At 58.6% G+C, this 26848-nt stretch carries 31 protein-coding genes, 2 tRNA genes and 2 pseudogenes; 15 read left to right on the plus strand and 20 right to left on the minus strand.

The genetic code is table 11. The features are described from left to right. Nucleotides 1-222: 222 nt before the first annotated feature. From ELQ88_RS03895 to ELQ88_RS03905, 3 genes are all read left to right on the plus strand, one after another. Nucleotides 223-1509 (plus strand): OprD family porin, encoded by a 1287-nt coding sequence (locus ELQ88_RS03895; protein WP_128873814.1) that lies wholly within the window; start codon nt 223-225, stop codon nt 1507-1509. A gap of 225 nt (nt 1510-1734) precedes the next feature. Further along, the gene (locus ELQ88_RS03900) at nt 1735-1998 is read left to right on the plus strand and encodes a type II toxin-antitoxin system RelB/DinJ family antitoxin (protein ID WP_138969480.1); all 264 of its coding nucleotides are present in this window, start codon (nt 1735-1737) and stop codon (nt 1996-1998) included. 317 nt (nt 1999-2315) lie between these two features. Next, nucleotides 2316-3440, plus strand: coding sequence for a Fic family protein (locus ELQ88_RS03905; protein WP_138963748.1), 1125 nt, complete (start codon nt 2316-2318; stop codon nt 3438-3440). Nucleotides 3441-3501: 61 nt separating this feature from the next. On the opposite strand, the gene ELQ88_RS03910 is transcribed toward ELQ88_RS03905, so the two are convergent. Continuing rightward, nucleotides 3502-3795 carry a DUF3077 domain-containing protein gene (locus tag ELQ88_RS03910; RefSeq protein WP_138963750.1) on the minus strand — a complete coding sequence of 98 codons (294 nt, stop codon included), beginning with the start codon at nt 3793-3795 and terminating at the stop codon, nt 3502-3504. 321 nt (nt 3796-4116) lie between these two features. Here ELQ88_RS03910 and ELQ88_RS03915 point away from each other — a divergent pair, with 321 nt between their 5' ends. After that, a complete protein-coding gene (locus tag ELQ88_RS03915) occupies nt 4117-4302 on the plus strand; it encodes a hypothetical protein (RefSeq protein WP_138963752.1) in 186 nt (61 codons plus the stop codon). Between the two features lie 53 nt (nt 4303-4355). Here the strand turns inward: ELQ88_RS03915 and ELQ88_RS03920 are convergent, their stop codons facing one another. Then, the gene (locus ELQ88_RS03920; RefSeq protein WP_138963754.1) at nt 4356-4679 is read right to left on the minus strand and encodes an XRE family transcriptional regulator; all 324 of its coding nucleotides are present in this window, start codon (nt 4677-4679) and stop codon (nt 4356-4358) included. 220 nt (nt 4680-4899) lie between these two features. Here ELQ88_RS03920 and ELQ88_RS03925 point away from each other — a divergent pair, with 220 nt between their 5' ends. From ELQ88_RS03925 to ELQ88_RS03935, 3 genes are read left to right on the plus strand one after another with little or no spacing between them, the layout of a single operon-like run. Further along, nucleotides 4900-5121, plus strand: coding sequence for a 4-oxalocrotonate tautomerase family protein (locus ELQ88_RS03925; RefSeq protein WP_138963756.1), 222 nt, complete (start codon nt 4900-4902; stop codon nt 5119-5121). Further along, complete coding sequence (locus ELQ88_RS03930) at nt 5118-5774, plus strand: DsbA family oxidoreductase (RefSeq protein WP_138963758.1); 657 nt, start codon at nt 5118-5120, stop codon at nt 5772-5774. The genes ELQ88_RS03925 and ELQ88_RS03930 overlap by 4 nt, the downstream gene beginning before the upstream one ends. A 43-nt stretch (nt 5775-5817) precedes the next feature. Then, nucleotides 5818-6528, plus strand: a complete 711-nt coding sequence (locus ELQ88_RS03935) for an SDR family oxidoreductase (RefSeq protein WP_138963760.1) — start codon at nt 5818-5820, stop codon at nt 6526-6528. 65 nt (nt 6529-6593) lie between these two features. Here ELQ88_RS03935 and ELQ88_RS03940 read toward each other — a convergent pair. The 7 genes from ELQ88_RS03940 to ELQ88_RS03970 all read right to left on the minus strand — a co-directional run bounded on the left by ELQ88_RS03940 (nt 6594) and on the right by ELQ88_RS03970 (nt 12541). Continuing rightward, nucleotides 6594-6669, minus strand: a tRNA-Thr gene (locus ELQ88_RS03940). 129 nt (nt 6670-6798) lie between these two features. Beyond that, nucleotides 6799-8040, minus strand: a complete 1242-nt coding sequence (locus ELQ88_RS03945; protein ID WP_138963762.1) for a nucleoside deaminase — start codon at nt 8038-8040, stop codon at nt 6799-6801. Nucleotides 8041-8337: 297 nt separating this feature from the next. Further along, nucleotides 8338-9567 carry a methyltransferase gene (locus ELQ88_RS03950; protein WP_138963764.1) on the minus strand — a complete coding sequence of 410 codons (1230 nt, stop codon included), beginning with the start codon at nt 9565-9567 and terminating at the stop codon, nt 8338-8340. Then, the gene (locus ELQ88_RS03955) at nt 9548-10237 is read right to left on the minus strand and encodes an ABC transporter permease (RefSeq protein WP_128873807.1); all 690 of its coding nucleotides are present in this window, start codon (nt 10235-10237) and stop codon (nt 9548-9550) included. Before ELQ88_RS03955 ends, ELQ88_RS03950 begins: the two co-directional genes overlap by 20 nt. Further along, a complete protein-coding gene (locus tag ELQ88_RS03960; protein ID WP_128873806.1) occupies nt 10234-10929 on the minus strand; it encodes an ABC transporter permease in 696 nt (231 codons plus the stop codon). Before ELQ88_RS03960 ends, ELQ88_RS03955 begins: the two co-directional genes overlap by 4 nt. 78 nt (nt 10930-11007) lie before the next feature. Continuing rightward, nucleotides 11008-11754 carry an ABC transporter substrate-binding protein gene (locus ELQ88_RS03965; RefSeq protein WP_128873805.1) on the minus strand — a complete coding sequence of 249 codons (747 nt, stop codon included), beginning with the start codon at nt 11752-11754 and terminating at the stop codon, nt 11008-11010. 13 nt (nt 11755-11767) lie between these two features. Continuing rightward, nucleotides 11768-12541, minus strand: coding sequence for an ABC transporter ATP-binding protein (locus tag ELQ88_RS03970; RefSeq protein ID WP_128873804.1), 774 nt, complete (start codon nt 12539-12541; stop codon nt 11768-11770). 562 nt (nt 12542-13103) lie between these two features. Between ELQ88_RS03970 and gabP the strand changes: the two genes are divergently transcribed. Then, entirely contained in the window at nt 13104-14495 is a 1392-nt protein-coding gene (gene gabP / locus ELQ88_RS03975) for a GABA permease (protein ID WP_138963766.1), read from the plus strand. A 76-nt stretch (nt 14496-14571) separates the two neighbouring features. Here gabP and vapC read toward each other — a convergent pair whose 3' ends face one another. The 6 genes and pseudogenes from vapC to ELQ88_RS04005 form a co-directional block, all read right to left on the minus strand. Then, nucleotides 14572-14979 carry a tRNA(fMet)-specific endonuclease VapC gene (gene vapC, locus ELQ88_RS03980; protein ID WP_138963768.1) on the minus strand — a complete coding sequence of 136 codons (408 nt, stop codon included), beginning with the start codon at nt 14977-14979 and terminating at the stop codon, nt 14572-14574. Continuing rightward, nucleotides 14979-15209 carry a type II toxin-antitoxin system VapB family antitoxin gene (vapB, locus tag ELQ88_RS03985; protein ID WP_128873801.1) on the minus strand — a complete coding sequence of 77 codons (231 nt, stop codon included), beginning with the start codon at nt 15207-15209 and terminating at the stop codon, nt 14979-14981. The genes vapC and vapB overlap by 1 nt, the downstream gene beginning before the upstream one ends. A gap of 184 nt (nt 15210-15393) precedes the next feature. Beyond that, entirely contained in the window at nt 15394-15846 is a 453-nt protein-coding gene (locus tag ELQ88_RS03990) for a hypothetical protein (protein ID WP_138963770.1), read from the minus strand. 6 nt (nt 15847-15852) lie between these two features. Further along, nucleotides 15853-16269 carry a hypothetical protein gene (locus tag ELQ88_RS03995; RefSeq protein WP_138963772.1) on the minus strand — a complete coding sequence of 139 codons (417 nt, stop codon included), beginning with the start codon at nt 16267-16269 and terminating at the stop codon, nt 15853-15855. Between the two features lie 37 nt (nt 16270-16306). Beyond that, complete coding sequence (locus ELQ88_RS04000; protein WP_128873799.1) at nt 16307-17281, minus strand: alpha/beta fold hydrolase; 975 nt, start codon at nt 17279-17281, stop codon at nt 16307-16309. A gap of 48 nt (nt 17282-17329) precedes the next feature. Beyond that, nucleotides 17330-17590: pseudogene (locus ELQ88_RS04005) on the minus strand (PDDEXK nuclease domain-containing protein); the annotation flags it as partial. Nucleotides 17591-17711: 121 nt separating this feature from the next. Here ELQ88_RS04005 and ELQ88_RS04010 point away from each other — a divergent pair. Next, nucleotides 17712-18083, plus strand: a pseudogene (locus ELQ88_RS04010) (carboxypeptidase regulatory-like domain-containing protein); the annotation flags it as partial. 141 nt (nt 18084-18224) lie between these two features. On the opposite strand, the gene ELQ88_RS04015 reads toward ELQ88_RS04010, so the two are convergent. From ELQ88_RS04015 to ELQ88_RS04035, 5 genes are all read right to left on the minus strand, one after another. Further along, nucleotides 18225-18662: a hypothetical protein gene (locus ELQ88_RS04015; protein WP_128873932.1), complete on the minus strand. Its 438-nt coding sequence runs from the start codon at nt 18660-18662 to the stop codon at nt 18225-18227. A 231-nt stretch (nt 18663-18893) separates the two neighbouring features. Beyond that, nucleotides 18894-18969: transfer RNA gene (locus tag ELQ88_RS04020), tRNA-Phe, on the minus strand. A gap of 103 nt (nt 18970-19072) precedes the next feature. Beyond that, a complete protein-coding gene (locus tag ELQ88_RS04025) occupies nt 19073-19345 on the minus strand; it encodes an oxidative damage protection protein (RefSeq protein WP_064675437.1) in 273 nt (90 codons plus the stop codon). Beyond that, nucleotides 19342-20409 (minus strand): A/G-specific adenine glycosylase, encoded by a 1068-nt coding sequence (mutY, locus tag ELQ88_RS04030; protein ID WP_138963774.1) that lies wholly within the window; start codon nt 20407-20409, stop codon nt 19342-19344. The genes ELQ88_RS04025 and mutY overlap by 4 nt, the downstream gene beginning before the upstream one ends. Continuing rightward, nucleotides 20406-22631 (minus strand): AsmA family protein, encoded by a 2226-nt coding sequence (locus tag ELQ88_RS04035; protein WP_138963776.1) that lies wholly within the window; start codon nt 22629-22631, stop codon nt 20406-20408. Before ELQ88_RS04035 ends, mutY begins: the two co-directional genes overlap by 4 nt. Nucleotides 22632-22911: 280 nt before the next feature. Here ELQ88_RS04035 and hisB point away from each other — a divergent pair, with 280 nt between their 5' ends. From hisB to ELQ88_RS04065, 6 genes are all read left to right on the plus strand, one after another. Continuing rightward, a complete protein-coding gene (hisB, locus tag ELQ88_RS04040; RefSeq protein WP_128873795.1) occupies nt 22912-23505 on the plus strand; it encodes an imidazoleglycerol-phosphate dehydratase HisB in 594 nt (197 codons plus the stop codon). Continuing rightward, entirely contained in the window at nt 23505-24143 is a 639-nt protein-coding gene (gene hisH, locus ELQ88_RS04045) for an imidazole glycerol phosphate synthase subunit HisH (RefSeq protein ID WP_128873794.1), read from the plus strand. Before hisB ends, hisH begins: the two co-directional genes overlap by 1 nt. Then, nucleotides 24144-24401, plus strand: a complete 258-nt coding sequence (locus tag ELQ88_RS04050; RefSeq protein WP_050682512.1) for a DUF2164 domain-containing protein — start codon at nt 24144-24146, stop codon at nt 24399-24401. 42 nt (nt 24402-24443) lie between these two features. Continuing rightward, nucleotides 24444-25181 carry a 1-(5-phosphoribosyl)-5-[(5-phosphoribosylamino)methylideneamino]imidazole-4-carboxamide isomerase gene (gene hisA, locus ELQ88_RS04055; protein WP_128873793.1) on the plus strand — a complete coding sequence of 246 codons (738 nt, stop codon included), beginning with the start codon at nt 24444-24446 and terminating at the stop codon, nt 25179-25181. Nucleotides 25182-25190: 9 nt separating this feature from the next. Further along, nucleotides 25191-25961, plus strand: coding sequence for an imidazole glycerol phosphate synthase subunit HisF (hisF, locus tag ELQ88_RS04060; RefSeq protein WP_007897430.1), 771 nt, complete (start codon nt 25191-25193; stop codon nt 25959-25961). 79 nt (nt 25962-26040) lie between these two features. After that, a complete protein-coding gene (locus tag ELQ88_RS04065) occupies nt 26041-26796 on the plus strand; it encodes an ABC transporter substrate-binding protein (RefSeq protein ID WP_138963778.1) in 756 nt (251 codons plus the stop codon). The last annotated feature ends 52 nt before the right edge of the window (nt 26797-26848 follow it).

Here is a 26848-nt window from a genome sequence, read left to right on the forward strand (position 1 = left end):
ACCTATTCACAGACGATTCATGAAATTGACACACAGTTAACGGCGCGGCTACGATTCGCCCAACGCCTGTGGCTAACCGCCATGACTCATAAAATTACAATAAGGCCCGCCGCGACTCGTCGTGGGCGGGCCTTATTGTTTTAAGGTGAAAAAAGAGCGCAAAAGCGCCATTTCAGCCGTTGGGCACAGCGCGTATCAACCCGTAATAAGGAAAAGAATAAAATGTTGAACAAGCGAATCAGCCTGATCGCTCTGGGGATGTTGAGTGCTACACAGGCCATGGCTAACGACCAGGCCGAATCCAAGGGTTTCGTTGAAGACAGCAGCCTCAAAGTGCTGCTGCGCAATGCCTACATCAATCGCGACTACAAAGACGGCAATCCGGACAAAGCCGAGTGGGGCCAAGCGGCCATCGGCACCTTCTCGTCCGGTTTCACCCAAGGCACCGTCGGCGTGGGTGTAGATGCTTTCGGTCTGTATGCATTGCGCCTGGATGGCGGCAAAGGCCGTACCGGCGCACAAGGTATCGACTTCTTTAAAAAGGGCGACAGCGGCAGCGCGGCAAATGACCTGTCCAAGGGCGGCGCAGCGGTCAAATTCCGTCTCTCCAGCACCACGCTGACCTACGGCGACCAGATGCCGGCGTTACCGGTGCTGAGTTACGACAACTCGCGCCTGCTGCCGGAAAGCTACACCGGCACCCTGATCACCTCCAAGGAGATCAAAGGCCTGGAGCTGAATGCCGGTCGCTTCACCGCCGAATCGCGCAAGAGCGCGGAAGGCCGTGACAGCGGTGGCTTGAAATCGATCAACGTGTTGGGCGGTAGCTACCAGTTCACCGAGCAGTTCAAGGCTGCGCTGTACGCTTCCGACGTCGAAGACGTGCTGAAGAAACAATACGTGAACGCCAACTACGCGATCCCGATCGACAAGGATCAGTCCCTGACCCTGGACTTCAACGGCTACCGCACCAAGCTGGACGATTCCTACGTCCGCGAAAGCGGTGCTACCGGTGATGACAACAAGATCTGGAGCCTGGCTGCCACCTTCGCCACCGGTCCGCACTCGTTCACCCTCGCGCACCAGCGCAGCACGGGCGACAGCAACCTGGGCTATGCCTATGGCGGCTACCAGAAGGATCAAGGCCGTGTCGGCGACGGCGGCAATACCATCTACCTGGCGAACTCCTACTGGTCCGACTTCAACGCCGAAGACGAACGCAGCTGGCAGCTGGGCTACGGCCTCGACTTCACCACCTTCGGTGTTCCGGGCCTGACCTACAACGTCGCCTATGTGCGTGGCAGCAACATCACCACGTCCACCAGCGAAGGTGGCACCGAACGCGAAATCTTCAACCAGTTCAAGTACGTCGTGCAAAGCGGCGCGGCCAAAGACCTGAGCGTGAGACTGCGCAGCTCGGTCCTGCGCGTGTCGCAGAAATCCAGCGAATACAACGTCAGCGGCAACGAAGTACGGGTGTTTGTGGATTATCCGATCAACGTTTTCTAATGATCGGTTGCGGTATCGAGGCCTGATTCAAGGCTGAAGAAGAAAAAAGCCCTGACTGGTTCGGGGCTTTTTTTGTGGCTGAGATTCAGAGCTCGGCGCTGTCAGAAATTTCCTCCATTGAATCGAGACGGTTCTGGAGCGCGAAAGGGATCAGGCTGATGTTTATTGCGTGCTTGAACGATTGAAAATGCTGGACCAGAAATCCAACTGATGGTGGTTATTACTATGGTTGTATTGTTGAAATCCACATATGTGTGTTGTCGAATTGATAAGGATTTGAAGGCGTGTGCGGCTAAAGTCTTGAGCGCCAGCGGTCTTAGTATCAATGACGCCATGCATCTTTTTCTTCGTCAGGTGGTAGCAACTCAGGGGCTTCCGTTCGAACCGCGACAACCATCGGAGAAGACGGCCAGTGCCATGATGGAAGCACGAGATATTCGCCAGCGATTTTGCTCGAAAAAGGACGAGATTTCTGATGAGTGCGGATAGCGCTGTATCACTGTGCAAACCGTGGTCGTCGATTAGAACACCGAACTCTGTGGGAGCCAGGCGTGCTGGCGAAGGCGTCCTCAGGATCGCTATCGCCGGCAAGCCTGGCTCCTACGAAAAGCGATCACAACGCTCATGTCGTCAAAATCCCGTTTCGGTAACACGTGTCGCCAACATGTCGTCCGCGGCGACATGTTCCCAAGACGTGTCGCAAAAAGCGGAAAATTGCGACACGTTAAGGCCTCATGTCTACACTGGCGACATGAGTGAAGCCTCTCTCTGCTCAAAAAACATACAAAATGATCAGGAATGCATCCATGACCGAACCGCTTCTGCCATGGCAGGCCGACAGGCCCTACAACCAACTGCCGCTGCTACCGCCAGCGATCGAGCTGGAAACACGTGCAGTCCTCAAAAAATGCATTGAGGCGCGCACCGCGCTGGCCGAGTTGAAACAGGCAGCAGAGCTGATTCCGAACCAAACGGTCCTGATCAATACCATTCCCCTGCTGGAAGCCAAAGACAGCTCGGAAATAGAAAGTATCGTCACTACCACGGACTTACTGTTCCAGCATGCTCAAGACACTGAAAACCATGCGGACCCGGCGACCAAGGAAGCATTGCGTTATCGAACAGCGCTGAACCAAGGCTTTCTATCCTTGGCCCAACGACCGTTGTCCACCAACACCGCCGTAGAAATCTGCCGCACCCTGAAAGGCGTGAAACTGGATATCCGCCGCACGCCAGGCACTCAGCTCGCGAATGACCGCACCGGTGAAGTCATCTATACCCCGCCCGAAGGGGAGGAGCACTTGCGCGACCTTCTCGCCAACTGGGAGCGCTTTCTTCACAACGAAACCGAGCTCGATCCCCTGGTTCGCATGGCTGTCGGGCATTATCAGTTTGAAGCGATCCATCCCTTTATCGACGGGAACGGTCGTACAGGACGGGTCCTCAACACCCTGTTTTTGATCCAGGAAGGCCTCCTGAACCTGCCGATCCTCTACCTCAGCCGCTACATCATTGCCTACCGTGCCGATTACTACCGGCTCTTGCTGGAAGTTACGACCAAACAAGCCTGGGAACCATGGCTGTTGTTCATGCTAAGCGCGGTAGAAGAGACCGCTCGCTGGACGACGGCCAAGATTTCGGCCATCCGTGCATTGTCCGAACACACCATGCAGTTTGTGCGTGAGCAACTGCCGAAAACCTACACGCGCGAACTGGTGGATGTGATTTTCGAGCAGCCTTATTGCCGTATAAGCAATGTGGTCGAAAAGAAAATTGCTCAGCGTCAGGCTGCATCTCGTTACTTGAAAGAGCTTGTGACTATTGGCGTTTTGGAAGAGGTTCAGGTGGGCAAGGAGAAGCTTTTTATCCATCCGAAGCTGATGCAATTACTCATTCGCGACAGCAACGAATTCAGGCATTACGTTGGTTGAAGGGCGTTTTGAACCTGAAAAAGCCCTGATCAATCAGGGCTTTTTCTTACGTGCTATTTGCTTATGGAGCGACGTTACTGGCTCGGTTGTTACACGGCGCGTCGAGCACCTTCACCACATCATCGATGATCGCCTTGCTCATATCCTGCAAATAATGCGACGCCCAGGCATGCCGGTCGGTGTCGCGAACCATGGCGGCATCTGATGCCAGAAGCTTGGCGACGTGGAGCAGGTCGGAGGCGTGAGAGAGGGCTTGGATCACCGGGACACCGGCGTTGATGCGGAACAGCGGTTCGTTGGCGTGGAAGGAGAAGTGGGTGAGGCCGATGGTTTTGAGGTCTTGAGGGTTGGTCATTGTGCACCTCCGCTGTTTGGGCGGTTGTGGACGTGAGCCTTTGCACCAGTAGCGAGAATTTGCAGTGGATTGCAGATATTCATAACGAGAACTCCGATTGGTTCCTGCATCGATTCGAGTTCTCAGGCCCGGTCGCTGAATTGGCAGCGACGGACTGAAGGTAGCTTGAGGGAGACGGATGCGCAATCGTGGCTAGGTGGTGGCGTGGGTTGGAGACCTGAGTGATTTTTATGCCTGGGCAATAATTATTGGCCAGCCATAATTTGCATAACCCAAAGGCCTGCTGATGGCCTAGTCGACTTGCTGAAGGAGATATCAGGAATGGACGTTGAACTGGATCAGTTTCAAAAGGATTTATTGGAATCTGTACGCGAAATGAATGAGCGCCAAGCCCATCCTATCGCTGAGGTTAGGCCATTAATGCAGGAGCGAATTGACCCAAACATGTCGTCGTCTGCGACACGTACTCATAACGTGTCGCAGAAATTGAAAAAATGCGACACGTGACAAAACGGACTACATCGGAAGGGGCTAAGTCCCACAGTAAATTCGTACAACATCTAGCAGACGTTAGCTTGTGAAATAACGATCTGAGGCGTGGCCCCGGCATCGTTGGACGGCAATGTAAACGTGGTGCGAAAGCCCAGTTTATCCAGCATGTCCATCATTGCATCGATCGTGAATTTCTCGATCTTCCCAGTGGTGAGCTCTGAAATGCGTGATTGGGTCACGTTCAACCTGGTTGCGGCCACACTCTGGTTAAGTCCAAGGGTTTTGATGCAGTCAGTGATGAACACCGAAAGCTCCATCTTCAGCGCGATTTTACTGGCGACTTCTTTTCCATGCGTGACATGGAATGGACTGTCGAAAAATTGAATGGCCATGAATGTCTCACTCCTTTGAGTTATCTAAAATTTTCGATAAATGCAGGCTATTCGATTGATCCTTTATAGGCAAACGAGTAGTGCTTGCGCGACAGCATCCATTACACCAAGTAACTAATGATGTTCCCGCCCCCATCTTTATCCCCCGCAGCCAACCTCATACATTGAGCTCCAACACCTACCCATCACCCCGATGAGCAGGTCACTGGAGATCTTCCTCATGCCTTTCGTAAGCGTACGCATCACCCGCGATGGCGTTACCTCTGAGCAGAAAGCTCAGGTGATCGCCGAAATCACTGAAACACTGGAACGTGTCCTCAAGAAGGACCCGCATCTGACCCACATCGTGATCGAAGAAGTCGACACCGATAACTGGGGCTACGCCGGAATCACCACCACCCAGTACCGCAAGCAACTGGCTGAAGAGGAGGGGAAGTCGTGACGCCGTCGGTCTCCATCGATTTCATCTCCGACGTGGTCTGCCCGTGGTGCGCGTTGGGTGCCACGGCGCTGGAACAAGCGATCGAAAACGTGGCAAGTGAAGTCTCGGTCGAGCTGACCTACAAGCCCTTCGAGTTGAACCCGGACATGCCGGCGGAAGGCGAGAAAGCGGTCGAGCACTTGATGCGCAAGTACGGACGCACCGCCGATGACGTCGCCGCTGGCAAGGCCATGCAGATCGAACGGGGTGCGGCCATCGGTTTCACGTTCGATCTGGAGAAGCGCACTCACTTCTACAACACGTTCGATGCTCACCGGCTGATGGTGTGGGCGTTGCAGGAAGGGCGGCAGGTCGCACTCAAGAAGATCCTGTTGCGCGCTTACTTCACCGACGGCCAGAACCCGAGCGATCGCGAGACGCTGGTTCGTCTGGCCACTGAAGCGGGACTGGATGCGGCGGCGGCTCGAGAGGTGTTGGCGTCCGGAGCGTTTGCCAATGAAGTGCGAGAGCTGGAAGCGTTTTACCGCCAGCACGGCATCAACTCGGTACCGGCCATGATCCTCAACGGTCGTCACCTGGTGTCCGGTTCGCAGTCGGTCGAGTACTACGAACAGATGTTGAGACAAATGGCGAAGGCCCCCGCCGAAGCCTGATTACTTACTTTTTCAAACCATTATTAATTAGTAGAGGTTCATCATGAGCAATTCGAAAAAAGTCATCGTTATCACTGGCGCCTCTCAAGGTCTCGGCGCAGGCATGGTCAAGGCTTTCCGTGATCTGGACTACAAGGTCGTCGCCACTTCACGTTCGATCAAACCGTCCACCGACCCGGACATCCTCACCGTGGCGGGCGACATCGGCAACCCGGAGGTCGCTCAGCAAGTGATCCGCGAAACGATCGAACGTTTCGGCCGCATCGACACCCTGGTCAACAACGCCGGGATCTTCGTCGCCAAACCGTTCACCGAGTACACCGCTGAAGACTACGCCAATGTGCTCTCGGTGAACCTGAATGGCTTCTTCTACATCACCCAACTCGCGATTACCGAGATGGAGAAACAAGGCAGCGGTCACGTGGTGAACATCACCACCAGCCTGGTGGACCACGCCATCGACGGCGTGCCGTCGGTACTGGCTTCGCTGACCAAAGGTGGCCTGAACGCGGCGACCAAGTCTTTGGCCATCGAATACGCCAAGCGCGGGATTCGGGTGAATGCGGTTTCTCCTGGCATCATCAAGACGCCGATGCATGGTGAGGAAACTCATGAAGCGCTGGGGAATCTGCACCCGGTTGGGCATATGGGTGAGATCAGTGACATTTCTCAGGCGGTTGTGTATCTGGACAGCGCGAACTTTGTTACTGGGGAAATTCTGCACGTTGATGGTGGGCAGAGCGCGGGTCACTGAGATCTGATTTTCCAAACCCCAGAAACAACAAAGCCCTCGTATTTCTACGAGGGCTTTGTTTTGTATGGTGCCGGCACCAGGAGTCGAACCCGGGACCTACTGATTACAAGTCAGTTGCTCTACCAACTGAGCTATACCGGCGTGTTGGGCGACGATTATAGCGATTGGAATGGTTCTGTAAACCCCTGAATTCAGACTATTTTTGCGTAGGCGTCAGGCCAGGCCCGCGAGTGCTTGCGCGGGACTGGCCAAGGCAATTGCTTTAACGCCTCAGACGCCGTTCTTGACGGCGTTGATCAGGTCCTGGCTCAGCACCTGCGCGGGCGCCACTTGCACGCTTTGGGTGTAGAACGGCGGCAGGTTCTGGGCCAGTGTCGACAAGGTTTGTGCGGTGGTGTTGCCGGGCAGCAGGACGTATTGCAGGTTGGACGGATAGCTCTGTGGCACCGGGCCTTCCATGGTCGAGCCGTAGGCGCCGAAGGTCATCACGGCCTGCGGTGTGGTGGGGTCGGGGGCGTAGAGGAAGACGAAGGTGCCGTACTTCGGATGGGTCAGGTATTGCTCGGCCTGGGCGCGAACGGCCGGGTCGGGGTCGTTCATCAGGGTCCAGCGCATGACCGCGTAGCTGCGGGTGGTTTCCATGAAGGCGGTGCGAATCGGCGATTGGTTCTCGACGCCGGCCAGGCACACCAGCAGGTTGCCGAACGGGTCGATGAGGGCGACCGAGTTGAAGACCGTGCCTTGCTGCGCGGTTTTCAGTAGCGGCGGGGCGAGTTCTGCGCCGGGGTCGCGGGGGTTGGCCGATTGCACGGTCAGGGCGAACGGGCTGAGCGCGGTCAGTGCCTGGCGCACTTTGCTGTTGGTCGGGAGGTTTGTCGGGTTTTGCAGTTGGTCCGGCGGCAGGCCGCTGTTGTTGCTGGCCTCGCGCACGGTGTTGACGCTGGCGGAAAAGATCGAGCTGGTGAGGAAGTAGGCCGCCGAATCGATGGTCTCGCCAGCGAACACCGGGCTGTTCGAACCCTGATAGGCGCGGCTGACCGGCGCCGCAATCGCATAGTAGCCCCAGGTGTCTTGCGCCTGTTGGCGGATCTGCGGCGGTAGCGACGGGAAGTTGAATTGGCTGTTGAAGTTGATACCGGCGTAGTCATCGATCGCACTGACGGCGACGTTGAAGCCTGCGGTCAGCAGCGAGCCGGCGCACATGGCGCACGGGTCCAGGGTCGTGACGACGGTCAATTGGCTGGGGGGTGGCAGGTTCAGTGGCGCGACGTTTTCGTAGTACCAGTCCACCAGCTGACGTTCGCCGTGGGCGGTCGGGTCATGGGGCAGGAAGTAGGTGGTGCCACTGCCGGGAAAGGGCATCAGCACGTTGTTGTGCAGGGCGGCGATGACTTCGCCGGTGGCGTTGTTGATGATGGCGCCGCCCACGGCGAAGGTTTGCTGCAGTGCAGCCTCGATGGCCTGGTTGGCGACGGTGTCGACGGCTTCCTGTGCACTGTTCAATGTGCTCATGATTTTCCCAGCTCCTTGCTGATTGAGCGTCAGACAATTCTGGCGCTTGGCAAAGATAGTTGAGGATTTGCGGGGTGGTTATGTTCATTTGGCGTAGCGCTTATGCACAACGGGATCTTTCCTGCCCCTGCTTAGAGGCAAAATTGCGGATCCGTTCTCGTTTGCTCGCAAATGCCTGTTTTACAGGTTTTTTTACGGGTGTACGAAATTTGAACAGTTGTGTTTCAGTCCCGAAACAGCTGGATATATTGGATCCAGGAAAACTTCATCCACAGAGTTATCCACAGGCTGAGGCGTTTATGAGCGCTCTGCGAGAAGCAGGAAGTTGCGCGGCGTGAGTGCGGTTTCACAGAAGGTGCCCAGGCGAACGGTGTATGCCTGCTCGGAGAGGAAAAGCGCCCGATCGAGGTTCAGCCACAGCTCCAATGGGCGTCGGAAAAGTCCGCGCAGCAGCTCCAGGTTGCGCACTTCGGCCAGCCGCTGCCATCCGGCCGCTTCCAAGGCTTGCCAGTCCTGCGGTACGACTGTGGATAAGTCTTTAAGCGCGGCCAAATGATGGCAGTACTCGGCAAAGGATTTTTCCAGCCAGGCACTGGGCAGGGAAGGAGTGGGCAGGTATTCGTCGATGCCGCGCAGTTGCCGTTGCAGCAGGTCGAAGCCCAGGCGCCGGGCCATTGAAGTGTCGCGCTGGCGGCGGACGCGGGTGCCAGCGGTGACGGTTTCGCTCATTGGGAGCGAGAGGTCATCGAGGGACAGCTGCAACGCCGACCCCTTGGCCGCGAGGGAAAGCGCCTGATAGTCGCTGGCACTGATCCGGTTGTAGCAGCAGGGCGCGATGGCCATCTGTTTGCAACCTGCCGCGCTGGCGAGTTGCATCAGGCGCACATGCAGATCACCGCAGGCGTGCAGCGCTACGGGCGTGTGGTCAGCCTTCAATAAGACGGCGACACCCGGTGCGAGTACGTCTTGCTCGACATGAAGCGCATGCAATTGATGACGCTGGCTGAGGGCCTGGCCGCTGGCGATCAGTGCCGGGTCATATTCCAGGCAAGTCAGCTGCTGACCGGTTCGCAGCAAGCGTCGCCCCAAATGGCCTTTGCCCGAACACCAATCCAGCCAATGGTTCGGCACAGAAGTAAACGCCAGCCGACTGGCGAACGCTTCAATCTGCTGCCATTTGCGCCCTGGCACATCGACATTCAAGCGATGCCCGGCCGTTTCAAGCGCATGGGCCGGGAATTCGCCTACTGCGCTCAGATCAAGGGACAATCGTGCGAGGGTTGCAAACGGCTCCGGCGCATCCAGCAAACAGGGTTGGTTATGGCTGTTTTCCGCCTCTTCCAGCGACCGCGCCCGTAGCCAAAGCGCCAACTCCGGGTAGGACGTTTCCCAGGGGAGTTGCAGATGGGTGAACGGTCGGGGCTTCCACAGCGCCTGATGCTCGAACAGAAAAGCATCCAGCGCGGCGTAACGGGCGAGCAAGTCGTCGCCCGTCAGCACGCGACCATCAGCGTCCCTGGCAGGCATCGACGCGCAGCCAGCGCTCCAGCAGCTTGAAGCCGCGAACCAGCACGTAGGCCATCAGCAGGTAGAACATGCCCGCGGCGAAGAAGATCTCTACCGGCAGATAAGTCCGGGCGATGATGGTGCGGGCCATGCCGGTGAGTTCCAGCAGGGTCACGGTACTCGCCAGCGCGCTGGCCTTGAGCATCAGGATCACTTCGTTGCTGTAGGCCGGCAGGCCGATGCGCGCGGCGCGGGGCAGGATGATGTAGAACAGAGCCTTGGGCCGGGACATGCCCAGCGCCCGCGCCGCTTCGATCTCCCCCGGGGGAATCGCCTGGATTGCGCCGCGCAGGATCTCGGCGATGTAGGCCGCGGTGTGCAGGGTCATGGTCGCGGTGGCGCACCAGAACGGATCGCGCAGGTAGGGCCACATCGAGCTGTTGCGGATCGCGTCGAACTGCGCCAGGCCGTAGTAGACCAGGAACAGCTGAACCAGCAACGGCGTGCCTCGGAAAAAGAAGATGTAGCCGTAGGGAATTGCCCGCACGTACCAGAGGCGCGACGAGCGGGCGATGCCCAGCGGAATCGCCAGCAACAGCCCGGCGATCACGGCGATGGCCACCAGTTCCAGGGTCAGGGTCGCGCCCTGGGCCAGTTTCGGCAGCCATTTGATGATGACTTCCCAGTTCATTGGGTGCTCCTCGCGAAGCCGCGAGCGGCGCGTCGTTCCATAAAGTGCATACCGGTCATGGCCAGGATGGTCAGGCCCAGGTACATGAAGGCGGCCACCATATAAAAGGTGAACGGTTGCTTGGACACGGTCACGCCGATTTGCGCGTGACGCATGATTTCTTCCAGGCCGATCACCGACACCAGTGCGGTGTCCTTCATCAGGATCATGAACAGGTTGCCCAGGCCCGGCAGGGCGATGCGCCACATCTGCGGCATGATCAACCGTGTGAAGATGCGAAACTTCGACAGGCCCAACGCTACGCCAGCTTCACGGTGGCCCTTGGGGATCGCGAGGATCGCGCCACGAAACACTTCCGTGGCGTAGGCGCCGAAGCACAGGCCCAGCGCAATCACGCCAGCGGCGAACGCATTGAGTTCGAGGTCGGGGTTGCCGAAGAACTCGCCCAGGGCGCGCATCAGGTTGACCGTGCCGAAGTAGATCAACAGCACCCAGAGCAATTCCGGGATGCCGCGCACCAGGGTCGAATAAGTACCGCCAAGCCATTGCAACGGCTTGTATGGGGAAGTCTTGGCCAAGGCGCCGAGCAGACCGAGCACCAGCCCCACGCACAAGGCCGAGAGTGCCAGTTTCACAGTCATCAGTGCGCCAGCGGCGAGCGCCGGGCCGAATCCGTAGAGATCGATAGTCATGGATGTCTTTTCAAATCGCGGCAGGCAATGCCAGGGACGGGCGCCGTCAGCGAACGACGCCCGTCAGGCCAGTCAGGATCAATAGATGCTGAACGGGAAGTACTTGTCGTTGATCTTCTTGTAGGTGCCGTCAGCGACGATTTCTTTCAGTGCGGTATTCAGCCTGTCGCGAATCGCGTCGCCTTTACGTACTGCGATACCGATCTTGTCGCTTTCTTCCACCGGGTCGCCCTTGAATTCGTAAGAGCGGCCGGCGTCGCTTTTCAGCCATTCGTAGTTGACGTACTTGTCGGCCAGGATGCCGTCCAGGCGACCGGAAGTCAGGTCGAGGTAGGCGTTTTCCTGGGTGTCGTAGAGTTTGACTTCAACGCCTTCCATGTTGTCTTCCAGCCAGGTGCCGGCGAGGGTCGCACGTTGGGCGCCGATCACTTTGCCTTGCAGGGCATCCTTGTCGGTTTTGAAGTCGACGCCTTTCTTGGCGATGAATTGCAGCTTGTTGGAGTAGTACGGGTCGGTGAAGTCCACCGCTTGCTTGCGCTCGTCGGTGATCGACATCGAGGAGATCAGGAAGTCGAACTTCTTGGCGTTCAGGGCCGGGATGATGCCGTCCCAGTCGGAGGTGACCACTTTGCATTCGACTTTCATCTTGGCGCACAGGGCGTCGCCGATTTCCTTGTCGAAGCCGACGACATTGCCACTGGCATCTTTGTTGTTGAACGGCGGGTAGGCCGCTTCGATGCCCATCTTCAAGGTCTCGGCGGCGGCACCGGCGCTGAAGGCCAGGGTGACGGCGGCAGCCAGGAAGATCTTTTTGTAGTTCTGCATGCGGGTAGCTCCGTTAGCGGTTGCTGGACATGAATTGTTTGCAGCGCGCCGAAAGCGGGTTTTCGAATACCTGCTGTGGCGATCCTTGCTCTTCTACCAAGCCTTGGTGGAGGAACACCACTTCGCTGGAAACCTGACGGGCGAACCCCATTTCATGGGTGACCAGCAGCATGGTGCGGCCTTCTTCAGCCAATGCACGGATGACATTAAGTACTTCCTGGACCATTTCCGGGTCAAGGGCAGAGGTGGGTTCGTCGAACAGAATCACCTTGGGCTGCATCGCCAGGGTGCGGGCGATAGCGGCGCGTTGCTGTTGGCCGCCGGAGAGTTGCGACGGGTAGGCGTGGCGCTTGTCGGCGATGCCGACCTTGGCCAGCAGGGCTTCAGCGACTTCGATGGCCTCGGCCTTGCTCTGGCCGAGCACGCGGCGCGGGGCTTCGATGATGTTATCGAGCACGCTCATGTGCGGCCACAGATTAAAGTTTTGAAACACAAAACCGATCTCGCTGCGCAGGCGGTTGATCTGCCTGCCGTCGGCAGCGACCAGTTCACCGTTCTTCGCGGCCTTGAGCTTGAGTTCTTCACCGGCCACCAGGATCTGGCCCTGGTGCGGGTTTTCCAGCAGGTTGATGCAGCGCAGGAACGTGGACTTGCCGGAGCCGGAGGAACCCAGGATCGAGATCACGTCGCCGTCGCGGGCGGTCAGCGAGATGCCTTTGAGCACTTCGAGCTGTCCGTAGCGTTTGTGCAAGTTGCGGATTTCAAGCGCGGGCGCGGCCTCAGCCATGTGCGTTCCTCAAAGTGTTTCGCTCCTGCTGTTGGCGGCCTTCCTGGCGAGGCGGCCAAGCTAGCATAGCGTCTGAATGGCAGCCAACAGCGCTACGGGCGGTAAACGGGTGGTGTGTGGCAGGTTGTCGCATCGCTACAGCAGACTGTCGCGCTGCTATCAACCGAACAGCCGTTTGAACCCTGCTTCAACATGAAAAGCGTGGTGGGTATCGCAAAAAGGGGCGCGATGTTGCCAGCTTTGGCGGGGTGTTGGAAGCGCTAACCGGCCAAACGATACGTATCCGCACTTTTATCGTGCGTCGAGCTTTTTTTTAGTGTGTTTCTGGTGCGCGATTTCGTTCCTGGAGTGAGTCGCAGGGTAACGTTCTGGCGAAGTGCCATGCATTTCAATGACTTGCAAGAACTTAGCATGCTTGCTACAAGCCCCGGTTTTGGGGAGTTTGTAACATTTTGGCGCAATTATTGCGTGCAGAATAAGGAACGCTCCGTTGGTTTCTTTTTACAAGAAGGAACGTCCGGCGGGATGTACGCATTCGCTTTTCCTTACAAAGGTAGTTTCAATGAGCAGTACCCCAAGCTCCAATGGCCTCGAACAGGGGCTCAAACCGCGTCATGTGACCATGCTGTCGATCGCCGGGGTTATCGGTGCCGGCCTGTTCGTCGGCTCCGGCCACGCTATCGCTGCAGCTGGCCCGGCTGTGCTGTTGGCCTATGCTGCCGCCGGTACCCTGGTGGTGCTGGTGATGCGCATGCTCGGCGAAATGGCCGTTGCCTCGCCGGACACCGGCTCCTTCTCGACCTACGCCGATCGCGCAATCGGTCATTGGGCCGGGTTCACCATCGGCTGGCTCTACTGGTGGTTCTGGGTGCTGGTCATCCCGCTGGAGGCCAACGCCGCCGCAACCATCCTGCATGCCTGGTTCCCCAACGTGGCGATCTGGGCGTTCACCCTGGTGATCACCTTGCTGCTGACGGTGACCAACCTGTTCAGCGTGAAGAACTACGGTGAATTCGAGTTCTGGTTCGCCCTGGTCAAGGTCCTGGCGATCATCGGTTTCATTGTCCTCGGCGTTCTGGCGATTTTCGGCTTCCTGCCGACCAGCCAAGTCAGCGGTGTGTCCCACTTGTTCGACACCCAAGGCTTCCTGCCAAACGGCAAGGGCGCTGTGCTCGCTGCGATGTTGACGACCATGTTCTCGTTCATGGGCACCGAAATCGTCACCATCGCCGCTGCGGAATCGAAGAACCCGGGCCAGCAAATCTCCAAGGCCACCAATTCGGTGATCTGGCGGATCGGCTTGTTCTACCTTGTATCGATCTTCATCGTCGTGGCGCTGGTGCCCTGGAACGACCCGGTATTGGCCGCTGTCGGTTCCTACCAGACCGTGCTTGAGCGCATGGGCATCCCGAACGCCAAGCTGATCGTCGACATCGTGGTATTGGTTGCCGTGACCAGCTGCCTGAACTCGGCGCTCTATACCGCTTCGCGGATGCTGTTCTCCCTGGGCAAGCGTGGTGATGCGCCAGCTGTGGCAACGCGCACCAATGGCAGCGGCACGCCGTATTGGGCCGTGATCCTGTCCACCGCCGCCGCCTTCCTCGCGGTATTCGCCAACTACGTGGCGCCGGCCGCGGTGTTCGAGTTCCTGCTGGCCAGCTCCGGCGCCATCGCGTTGCTGGTGTACCTGGTGATTGCGGTTTCCCAGCTGCGCATGCGCCAGAAGCGCGTGATTGCCGGTGAGAAGATTGCCTTCCGGATGTGGCTGTTCCCTGGCCTGACCTATGCGGTGATCGTGTTCATCGTCGGCATCCTGACAATTATGCTGTTCCAGGAAGCCCATCGCGTTGAGATCCTCGCGACCGGCCTGCTGAGCCTGTTGGTGGTGGCGACCGGTTTGCTGGTGGCTCGCCGTCGCAAGCTGCAGAAACTGGGTGCGGCGGTGCTGAACTGATTCGTACCCCGTGACGCAAAACGGCCGCTGTCAGTGATGACAAGCGGCCGTTTTTGTTTTCGCTGGTTGTGGTCGTTCAGGTGGGGTGAACCCAGTCCTCTACGCGTAATCCCGGGACCTGTTCGAACTCCCGCAGATTGTTGGTTACCACAATGTAGCCGCGTGAGCGCGCGTGCCCGGCAATCATGTAGTCATAGGGGCCAATGGGCGTTCCAGCCTTTGCCAGCTCGGACCGAATCATTCCGGTGTGTGCAGCTGCTTCATTGTCGAAAGGCAAGACCTCAAGGCGGGCTGCCAAACCCTCGATCATGGCAAGGTTCTTTTCGGGCGCTGCTGATTTTTCGGCACCGTAGATCAACTCCATCAGCGTGACAGCACTGATACACATTTGCCCGTTATGACGGTTGAAAGCTTCTCGTACGATTTGCGGCTTGTTCTTGATCGTGAAGATGCAAATGTTGGTATCGAGCATGAACTTGATCATCAGAACGACTCACGCTCCTGATCGGCGGGTTGTTCCCGGTCGGTCATGAAGTCTGCACTCACACCATCCCCATCGAACCAGCTGTCCCATGTTTCACCGGCGGGGGTGATGATGCGAGCCCTGCCAATAGCGACTACGTCGACTCGTTTCACGTCACTTGGCATTGCAACAGCTTTGGGAAGGCGGACGGCCTGGCTTCGATTGCTCATGAAAAGGGTTGTCTGTTCCATTCTGGCCTCCTATGTTTTTACTGGTGCGTTGCGATTCCCAAAGGATAGATTCATGGAGGGATATGTCAATGGGATATACGTAACATTGGATGAAGGGTAAAGGCAGGTGGATTGATAGCTTCTAAAAAAACGGCCGCTGTCAGAGATGACAAGCGGCCGTTTTTGTTTTCGCTGGGGAGGGTGGTTACTCGCCCTGTTCTTCCTGCGCATCCAGCGACTGGCGATAGGTGTCCAGCGCTTTGCCGAAGTCGCTGATGAACTGCGGATCGGTCAGCCAGGCCTGGGCCGCATCGCGATCCATGCCGTCGGCCCACATGCGGTAGTCGATCAGCATGTCGGCAGCCAGGTGGGTGGCGGCCATGGCTTCGTTGTCGGCGTTTTCCATGTCCAGCAGGTCTGGATGGTCGCTGATGATGTCGGCGAGGTTCGACAGCAAGGTCTGCAGCATGAGGTCGCGGCTGGTGGCTTCCGCGTCGCGCATTTTGCTGAACATCGCCAGGGTGTATTCCGGGATCGGCTCGCCGATGTCGCCCAGGTCATCGTCCAGTGCGGCGGGTTTTCTGCCATGGATGTTGATTTGTTTGGCTTTGATCTTGGCGCGTTTGGCGCGTTTCTGTTGCTTGTTCAGGGAGGCCATGGGAACTCAGTTCGGTTGCTGTTGGTTTTGGGCTGCGATGATTTCGGACGCGGCCACGTAATCTGCCTGGAAGGCCGGGGATTCGATCCACGCCAGGGCGCCGGCTTCGTCCACTTCGGTGGACCATTGGCGGTACTCGATCAGCGCGCCGATGATGAAGTCTGTGGCTGTTTCTTCGCCTTCCTGCTCGAGCACCAGCGCGAGCAGCGGGTGCTCAAGAAAGGCCGCGCACATGGCTTGCTGGCTGATTTTTTGCGCCTCGATCATTTCTTTGAACAGGTCGGTCAGGTCCACCGATTCGAAGTCGATGCGATCGTCGTTCGGGTCCAGTTCCACCGGCGTAGCCGCCCGCTGGGTGCGGTTCTGCTTGGCCTTGGCCTTGGCGCGGGTGGCGCGTTTGTGCTGCTTGTTGGCGGAAGCCATGGGCGTCGTTCCGTATTTCGTTGAGTGGGCAAGTCGATCAGCTGCGTGGCACTCGCCGCCCGGGGGTATCGGGGGCCAGTTCGCCGCGTTGCAGCCAGGACAATGCAATGGGCCATAGTGTGGCTTGGTATGGGCTGCGAAAAAAGGCGAAATGTCCGACTTGTTCTTCGCCGATGTCTTCGGGAGTGATTCGCAGGTGAGTGTTGGTGCTGTTGCTGAAGTAGCCGAGCAGGCGTTCTATGGCCGGGATTGTGCCGTAAGGATCGTCGCTGATGCTGATGGCCAGGGTTTTGGCGGTCACTGAGGCGAAGGGCAGCCTGCCGGTGTCAGCGATGATCACACGACCGCTGGGGCGCGTTTCATATTGCGCTGTGGGCATGCACCAGTCGCGAACCACGCCGGCGGGCGTGTCTTCCAGCCAGCCGAGGCGTTTGCCGGGGAAGTAGCCATAGATCATTGTCAGCAGCGGCATCACCACGTGCCACTTGCCGAACATCTGCCAGCGATGAGCGGGCGCGTAGTCGCGCCAGTAGGCAAATTGCGCACCCACCGTCACCAGGCGCCGGATCAGATGCCCAGAGGCTCCCAGGCCCGCTGCACAGCCTCCAAAGCTGTGCCCGACAACATCGATGGGCTGACCGGGGAACTCGCGCTGTGCGCGCTTGAGCATCGTCTCGAAATCCAGTGTGCCCCAGTCGGACCATGAAGCTTGCAGGCCTTTGAGCGATGAGGGGCGCGACTCGCCGATGCCGCGGTAGTCATAGGTGATGACGTCGAAGCCGTTGGCGAACAGATAATCGGCAAACCGTGAGTAATGCCGGCAGCGCACCGAGGTGGCGGCGTTGATGATGACGATCGGACGCGCGATGTCCCCAGAGGCGTGCCGCCAAGTGAAACCGCCGAGGATGAACCCGTCTGCGGCGGGCTCCCTGAACGCTTCGCCAGCAATGGCGGTGGACGGCGGCAACTCGATTCGATTGGGCGCCAGCGGTGGCATGTCCTGCAAATTCATCGGCTTCGGACCTTTGCGGGTAGCTGCCAACGATAGACCTCGCACAGCTTATGGACAATCCATCCGTATGGATCCGGGTGCCTGAGTCAGCAGTCGCTCTTCAATGGCGGCCCGTTCCCGATCCAGTTCCGCACGCAGCTCTTCTTCGCTCGGCAGCACCAGCTTGTACTTGCTGGCGAACAGCTGCTCGTTGCCTTCCAGCACCGAATAGCGCACCACCGACTCGTCTTTTTGCGCGCAAAGAATGATGCCGACGGTAGGGCCATCCTCCGCCCCTCGTTTCAGCTCGTCGTACATTCGCACGTACATGTGGGGCCCTGATGAAATCACGCGGGTGCACCTTTATGTTCTGGATGCTGGTGGCGGTTTCGTGCTCGACGTGTTCAAGGCCGAATCATTCTAAAACCGGCCGGGCGCAGGGAAATCAACCAGTCTCGAGCCGATCGACAGTTCAGGCGTGCAAGTTCAACGGCAGGAGCAAAACGGGATTACCTATCTCTCCGGCGGAGTTGGCTAGGATGAGGCGTAGGCTATCCAGCAGACTACTGGCTACAACCTGCACATGACGTTTGCTATCGGACCGGAAAACAAATACATCCCCGATGTCGATGTGGTCATCCACAAAGCCCAGGGGCAAACCGTGCTGACCCTGAGTCAGGCCGGCCCGCTGGTTTACGTTCAGCTGCCGCCCGGTCACTACACCGTCGTTGCGACTCGCAATGGGGAGGAACGGCGTGATACCGCGGATGTTGGCAGTGGTGGCGCGCGCAATCTGGTTTTTCACTGGAGTGGTGGTGAATAGACGCGTCGTTGAAACAAAGGGATTTCGTTAGCGCTCAAATCCGCAAACAGCTGGCTGTTTGCGGAGTGCCACGCGCTAGGGTTTTCGGTTTGCCAAAGCGCGATGGATGGTTTGCTGAGGAATCACCTTGGGGAGGAGGTATCAGCGGATGCCGCGGATGTTGCCTTTGTTTCCTTTTACGGTGACGGAAACCTTTTTGAAGATGAAGTAGTTTTCTTCGTTCACTTCATAGCGCGGGGCGACGATCAGGTCAGCGCCGGAAGATTTGACCGCTTTGTAAGCCGCTGCCGATTTGACTGCGCTGACGGGATCCAGGCCAAGGCTGCCCAAGCCACCGCTCTGGCCACCATAGCTGACGCCATCGGCGAACTGGGAGTCGCCGCCAAACTTGAGGAAGCCGAACAGGACGTTGACCGAAGACTCACCGGAGATGGTGTCACCGACAGCGATGTCAGCTTTCAGGTCTGTTTTGACGGTACTGTCGATCGGCGAAGACGGCTGGCTGTTGTTGTAGCTGACGCAGCCGCTGGCGGTGGCAATGATGGTCGACAGGGCGAGGAACTTCAAAAGCGTATTCAAGACGGTTTCCTTACGTTGAAACGTTGAATGCAGGCAAATTTGCTGCTGCATTAGTTTCACTTTGTAAGGGCGCACACTCCATGAGACACATCCTAAAGCGATGTATGAAGGCTCGGGTACAGCGGGAAGGAAAAGGGCGTGGCGGATGTAGGAATTTTCAGCGGCGCTAAGGCTTGCTAAATCCCGGGCATAAAAAAACCCTGAATCTTGCGATTCAGGGTTTTCGGTATTTGGTGCCCAGAGACGGAATCGAACCGCCGACACGGGGATTTTCAATCCCCTGCTCTACCGACTGAGCTATCTGGGCAACGGGGCGCATTAAACTGGTTTTTCGGGGGGTCGTCAAGCAAGTTTTCAAAAAATATTTAATTATTACCGTCGCTTACGATCCGACCCCCGGGAAATCGGGGTTATTCAGCTGGCGGAACGTAGCCGTCAGCCTTGGCGTAATCCTCGCCGGAAAAGAACTTGTCCATTTCGCCCTGAAGATATTTGCGGTCTTCGGCGTTCATCATGTTCAAGCGCTTTTCGTTGATCAGCAGGGTCTGGTGCTTTTGCCAGTCGGCCCAGGCCTTGGCCGAGACGTGGTCAAAAATGTCCTGGCCTTTGGCGCCCGGGAATGGAGCACGCTCCAGGGCGGGCAATTCTTCTTTGTACTTGCGGCACATGATGGTACGGGTCATGACGACTCTCCTGCGTTCAATACGGCGGCCGCGCGTTCGAGCAAGGTTTTGACCGGGGCGGCAAGGCCCAGGCGCGGCGGGGTGGCGAGGTTATACCAGAGCCAGTCGGCCTCGGCCACGTGATGGCCGGCTTCCTGGACTTGAACCAGCCAGGGTTCGATGGCCAATTGGAAATGGCTGAAGGTGTGTATCAGGCTCGGCAGTGCCTGTTGGCTGCCCAGTTCCAGCGAGTGCTGCGATGCCAGATGTTGCAGGTCATCGAGGTCGTCGAGTTCCGGCAGGCTCCAGAGACCGCCCCACAGGCCCGTGGAAGGGCGCCGGTAAAGCAGGATCGCGCCGTCGCCGTTGGCGAGCATCGGCATCAGCGTGCGCTTCTGTGGGATGGCCTTGCGCGGCTTGGGGATCGGGTAGCGGGTCTCGAGGCCGAGCATATGCGCTTCGCAGCCCTTTTCCAGCGGGCAGAGCAGGCAGCTCGGCTTGCTGCGGGTGCAGAGCGTGGCGCCCAGATCCATCATCGCCTGGGTGTAGGCATTGACCCGAGCATGCGGCGTAAGGCGCTCTGCAGTGGTCCACAGCTGTTTGGCAACCTTGGGCTCGCCCGGATAACCCTCTTGCGCGGTAAAGCGCGCCAGCACCCGTTTGACGTTGCCGTCGAGGATCGGCGCCCGCAGGCCCATGCTCAGGCTGGCGATGGCTCCGGCCGTGGACAGGCCGATACCCGGCAGGTCTGTCAGCTTTTCCACGTCCCGCGGAAACTCGCCGCCATAGTCGGCAACCACGATCTTCGCGGTCTTCTGCAAGTTGCGCGCGCGGGTGTAATAACCGAGGCCGGTCCACAGGTGCAGGACTTCGTCCTCCGGTGCGGCGGCCAGGGCTTCGACCGTCGGCAACGACGCCATGAAGCGGTCGAAGTAATTCAGCACCGTGCTGACCTGGGTTTGCTGCAACATGATTTCCGAGACCCACACCCGATAGGGGGTGATGCCCTGTTGCCAGGGCAGATCGTGGCGGCCGTGGCGGTCGTACCAGTCCAGTACCGCGGAAGAGAACTGCTCGGCTCTCATCGCTTGAACAGCCCCTTCAGTGCGTCTTTCAATTCAGGGCTGACCTTGTCGCCAAGTTTCTCATCGATTTTTTCGCTGATCTTGTTGCCGGCCATTTTGGCCGCGACCTGGCCCATGCGTTCGTTATCGAGGCGGCAGGCCTTGGCCCCCAGTTCCAGCGGGCCACGGCAGCGCAGCGGCCATTCGATGCCGACGAATTTCTCGCCGACCTGGCAGGCCGGGTCCGGCATGTCGCTCTTGTCGCCTTCGACGATGATGCCCACGCGGTAATCCATGCCCAGTACCCGCAGATCGACATCGCCGTCACCGTTGACGGTCATGCCCGGGATGCGCACTTTCAGATCCGGGTTGCTGGCCACGCCATTACGGAAGGTCAGGTTGCCCTTGAGCTCCTGGAACGGCGTGTCCTTGCCCCTTGGCTCGCCGCTGAGGGTTTTGCGGTTCAGGGTGGCGATGCCTTTGCACAGCTGCTGTTCGAGATTGGCATTGAGCAGCACGCCGTTGTTGATGACGAAGCTGGCGTTGCCGTTGAGGCTGTCGACCAGCGCACTCTGGCTGTTGCCGCTGCCGGTCAGGTTGCTGTTGAGTGTGACCAGGCCTTTGACCGGCGGATTTTTACCTTGGCTTTCGAGGATTTTTTCCACCGGGACCTGGCTGATGCGCGTCTGCATGTTCAGCGCCGGCACCGGCTGGCGCACGTCCAGGGTGCCCTTGGCTTCAAAGTTGCCGTCGTACAGGTCGCCGCGCAGGTTCTCCAGCGTCAGCAGGCCGCCCACGCCGTTGGCCTTGAGTACAGCGTTGTGGATCGGCAGTTTGTCGAGGGTCAGTTGGCCGAAGGTCAGGTCGGCGTCCACATCGAGTTTGCTCAGGCGTTCCACCGGCAGTAGCCGCGCAGTACTCCACGGGCCTTTGGTCGGAGATGGTGGCAGGGGGGTGCTGCCCGCACCGGCCATGGCATTGGCCTCGGTGTTGGCGACTTCGGCTTCACGTACCTGTTTCGCGCTGTTGGCTTCGGCGGATTTTGGCGGCAAGTAACGATCAACGTTGAAGGTGTCAGCCTTGAGGTTCGCCCGCAGCGATTGTTTGGCGAAGTCTTCTACGGCGATACGACCGCTGAAGGTGCTGTCGTCGACCTTCAGGTTGATGTCGTCGAACGACACACTGGTCGGTGTACCGGAAAGACGGCTGGCCAGTTCGACTTTGCTCAGGCTGCCTTCAGCCATGGCCGGGAGTTTCTGGCCGACGCTGTCGACGAATTTCGCCAGGTCGAACTGGGCAATTGACAGGCCGCCGCTGATTTGCGGGGTCTTGTCGAGGTCGTTGACCTTCAGTTCACCCAAGGCGCGCAGCTGGTTGGCAGATAGCTTGATGCCGGTCCATTCGGCGACGTTAGCTGCTTTATCCAGCAACAACTGGCCCTGGGCGGCGAAGGTGATGGTTTTGCCTTGCAAAGGATCCCCGGCGACTTCACCGGAAAGCTTCATGTCTTCGAATTTGTAACGTTGCAGCGCACGCTCGAAGCGCAGTTCGCCATTGAGCTCGGTGCGGACTCGCAGAACCGGCTGGTTGGTGCCGAGAAACGCGGTGAGCTTGATCGGAATATTGGTCGAGTCGTGGACTGGCCCGGTGCTGAGCTGGATGCTTTCGGCGCTGTACAGCTTGCCGGTTTTTTCGTCGCTGTATTCGACGCGGGCGTTATTGACGGTCAGGCTGTCGATGTCCAGGCGGATCGGCTGGGCCGGTTTTTCCGCTTGGGCGGTGGTCTGCGGTGTTGCAGCTTCGCTGGTGGCGGGCGGTGTGGCCGGGGTGGCGGGCGCCGGGACCTTGCCGATGTCTTCCCAGTTTCCGTGGCCGTCCTTGTCGCGATTAAGGCGCAGGTTCAGGCCCTCGACACGCACGTCGCTCATCTGCACTTCACGGCGCAGCAGCGGCAGCACGCGAACCGACAGGCCCAGCATCTGCAAGTCAGCGAACGGCTCGGCGGGCTTGGCCAGGGTCGCGACACTGGCTTCGTGCAATTCCAGGCCCAGCCAGGGAAACAGGCTCCAGCCGATATCGCCCGTGAGCGTCAGCTCGATGTGGGCCTTGTCGCGGGCAATCTGGCGAATCTCGTCTTTATAGTCGTTGGGATCGAAGAGGTGGGTCAGGGCAAAGCCCAGCGCCACAATGATCAGTAACAGCCCGAGAAGTACCAGACCCAGGATTTTGCCGAACGCTTTCATGGGCGAGTCCTTGTAGTTAGTCGAATTCGAAATTTAGCCGGGGAGTATAGCGCTCCGAAGCGGGTGATCGGTCAGCGATCATGCAGGCAGTGCATCCAGCGACGGGTTCCCCATCGCGCTGCCTGGTTCGTCAGCAGGCCGGCTCCTACCTGTCATTACAGGTATAGCGGCGGGGCTGTTGAATTCAGTCCGTCAGTGATATCACCTCTCGTGTTTCTGTTTCCGGCCCGCGCCCCTATAATGGTTGCCTTTTTCGCCCAATGATTTTGCGGAGCTGGTGATGGCCGAACGTAAGGCGTCAGTCGAGCGCGACACTCTGGAAACCCAGATCAAAGCCTCGATCAACCTGGATGGCACCGGAAAGGCCCGATTTGATATCGGTGTTCCTTTTCTTGAGCACATGCTGGACCAGATCGCCCGTCACGGGCTGATCGACCTGGATATTGTCAGCAAGGGCGACCTGCATATCGACGACCACCACACTGTGGAGGATGTCGGTATCACCCTGGGTCAGGCTTTCACCAAAGCCATCGGCGACAAGAAAGGCATCCGTCGCTACGGCCATGCCTACGTGCCGCTCGATGAAGCGCTGTCGCGCGTGGTGATCGACTTCTCCGGCCGTCCGGGCCTGCAGATGCATGTTCCTTTTACCCGCGCCACCGTTGGCGGTTTTGATGTTGACCTGTTCCAGGAGTTCTTCCAGGGCTTCGTCAACCATGCCAACGTCTCCCTGCACATCGACAATCTGCGTGGGCACAACACCCACCACCAGATCGAAACCGTGTTCAAGGCTTTCGGCCGCGCCCTGCGCATGGCGGTAGAGCTGGATGACCGCATGGCCGGTCAGATGCCGTCGACCAAAGGCGTTCTGTAATGCAGACGGTCGCGGTTATCGATTACGGCATGGGCAACCTGCACTCGGTGGCCAAGGCTCTCGAGCACGTCGGTGCCGGCAAGGTCTTGATCACCAGCGATGCCGATGTGATTCGCGAAGCCGACCGGGTGGTATTCCCCGGCGTCGGCGCGATTCGCGATTGCATGGCGGAGATCCGTCGCCTGGGTTTCGATTCGCTGGTGCGTGAAGTCAGCCAGGACCGTCCGTTCCTCGGCATCTGCGTCGGCATGCAAGCCTTGCTCGACAGCAGTGAAGAGAACGACGGCGTCGACTGCATCGGCCTGTTTCCGGGTCAGGTGAAGTTCTTCGGCAAGGGTTTGCACGAAGACGGCGAACATTTGAAAGTGCCGCACATGGGCTGGAACGAAGTGAAACAGACGGTCTCGCACCCGCTGTGGCACAACATTCCCGACCTGGCGCGATTCTACTTCGTGCACAGCTACTACATCGCTGCCGGCAACCCGCGGCAAGTGGTGGGTGGCGGTCACTACGGCGTCGATTTCGCTGCGGCGCTGGCCGATGGCTCGCGTTTCGCCGTGCAGTTCCACCCGGAGAAGAGCCATACCCATGGCCTGCAATTGCTGCAGAACTTCGCCGCGTGGGATGGTCGCTGGTAAATGGCCGTCAAGAAGAAGCCACCGATCCTGACCCTCACTCCTGAACAGGAGAACGAGGCCAACCAGAAGATCAAACGCTTCATGGAGGATCGCTTCGAGCTGGACCTGGGTTCGTTCGAAGCGGCCGAAATCCTTGAACTGTTTACCCGTGAAATTGCGCCGCACTATTACAACAGGGCGATTTTCGATGTGCAGACGCACCTCAAAGAGAGGTTCGAAAGCATCGAAAGCGACCTGTGGGCGCTCGAGAAAAACTGATTTTCGAGCGAAGCTGAACAATCGAATTTGAAGGTTTGCCAGATGCTGATTATTCCCGCTATCGATCTCAAAGACGGTGCCTGTGTTCGTCTGCGCCAGGGCCGCATGGAAGATTCCACAGTGTTCTCCGATGACCCGGTGAGCATGGCTGCCAAGTGGGTGGAAGGCGGTTGCCGCCGTCTGCATCTGGTCGACCTGAACGGCGCCTTCGAAGGCCAGCCGGTCAATGGCGAAGTGGTTACCGCCATCGCCAGGCGCTATCCGAACCTGCCGATCCAGATCGGCGGCGGTATCCGCTCCCTGGAAACCATCGAGCACTATGTGAAAGCGGGCGTGAGCTACGTGATCATCGGCACCAAAGCCGTTAAAGATCCGGCCTTCGTGGCTGAAGCCTGCCGCGCGTTCCCGGGCAAGGTGATCGTCGGCCTCGATGCCAAGGACGGTTTTGTCGCCACCGACGGCTGGGCTGAGATCAGCACGATTCAGGTGATCGACCTGGCCAAGCAATTTGAAGCCGACGGCGTGTCCGCGATCGTTTATACCGATATCGCCAAAGACGGCATGATGCAGGGCTGCAACGTTTCGTACACCGCCGCCCTGGCTGCTGCGACGAAGATTCCGGTGATCGCTTCCGGCGGTATCCACAATCTGGGTGACATCAAGTCGCTGCTCGACGCCAGGGCGCCAGGCATCATCGGCGCCATCACCGGCCGCGCAATCTACGAAGGCACCCTCGACGTCGCTGAAGCGCAAGCTTTCTGCGATTCGTATAAAGGCTGAGGACTGACCATGGCGCTGGCCAAACGCATCATCCCTTGCCTGGACGTGGATAACGGCCGGGTGGTCAAGGGCGTCAAGTTCGAGAACATCCGCGATGCCGGCGACCCGGTGGAAATCGCCCGTCGCTACGACGAGCAGGGCGCCGACGAGATTACCTTTCTCGACATCACCGCCAGCGTCGACGGGCGCGACACCACGCTGCACACCGTCGAGCGCATGGCCAGCCAGGTGTTCATCCCGCTGACCGTGGGCGGCGGCGTGCGCACCGTGCAGGACATTCGCAATCTGCTGAATGCCGGCGCGGACAAGGTCTCGATCAACACCGCGGCGGTATTCAATCCGGAATTCGTTGGCGAAGCGGCGCAGCATTTCGGTTCGCAGTGCATTGTCGTCGCCATCGACGCCAAGAAGGTCTCCGGCCCGGGCGAAACCCCGCGCTGGGAAATCTTCACCCATGGCGGGCGCAAACCGACCGGTCTCGACGCGGTGGAGTGGGCGAAAAAAATGGAAGGCCTGGGTGCCGGTGAAATCCTGCTGACCAGCATGGACCAGGACGGCATGAAAAACGGCTTCGACCTGGGCGTCACCCGTGCCATCAGCGATGCCCTGGGCATTCCGGTCATCGCCTCCGGCGGCGTCGGCAATTTGCAGCACCTGGCCGACGGCATTCTCGAAGGCCACGCCAGTGCGGTGTTGGCGGCGAGTATTTTCCACTTTGGCGAATACACGGTGCAGGAAGCCAAGGCCTACATGGCCCATCGCGGCATCGTCATGCGCTAAAACAAATCGAAGCAGGCCAGTGGACAGCATGGCGGGCTCAAGGCACTCTTGAGCACGCCATGGATTTCGGTAGCCAGACATGCTTAGACGCCTTCTCCTCGCCCTCGCCAGCACTTCTGTGTTGCTCCTCAACGGGGCTCATGCGGCAGAAAGTCTCGACACCGACCTGGTGCTGCTGACGGAAAATTTCCCGCCCTACAACATGGCGAAGAACGGCAAGAATTTCGCTCAGGACGAGAACATCAATGGCATCGCCGTGGACATCGTCCGCGAGATGTTCAAGCGCGCCGACATCACCTACAGCCTGACGCTACGTTTCCCCTGGGAGCGAATCTACAAGATCGCCCTCGAGAAACCCGGTTATGGCGTGTTCGTGATGGCCCGGTTGGCGGACCGCGAGAAACTCTTCAAGTGGGTCGGCCCGCTCGGCCCGGATGACTGGATCATGCTGGCCAGGGCGGACAGCAAAATCACCCTCGAGACGCTGGATCAGGCGCGCAAATACAAGATCGGCGCGTACAAGGGCGATGCGATTGCCGTATCGCTGGCCAAGCAAGGGTTGAAGCCGATTGTCGTGCTGCGGGATCAGGACAATGCGAAGAAGCTCACCAGCGGCCAGATTGACCTGTGGGCCACGGGCGACCCGGCCGGGCGGTATCTGGCGCGCCAGGAAGGCGTGAACGGGCTCAAGACGGTGCTGCGATTCAACAGTGCCGAGTTGTACCTGGCCTTGAACAGGAATGTGCCGGACGAGGTGGTGGCCAGGCTTCAGGCCGCGCTGGATCAACTGCGCAAGGAAGGCGTGGTGGACGATATCATGGCGCGGTATCTCTAGGCCCCGGCACCTGATCTTATGCCAGGCTAATTCAGTGTGGGAGCTGCGGTGT

It is taken from the genome of Pseudomonas sp. MPC6 (genome assembly GCF_006094435.1).
GTDB lineage: Bacteria > Pseudomonadota > Gammaproteobacteria > Pseudomonadales > Pseudomonadaceae > Aquipseudomonas.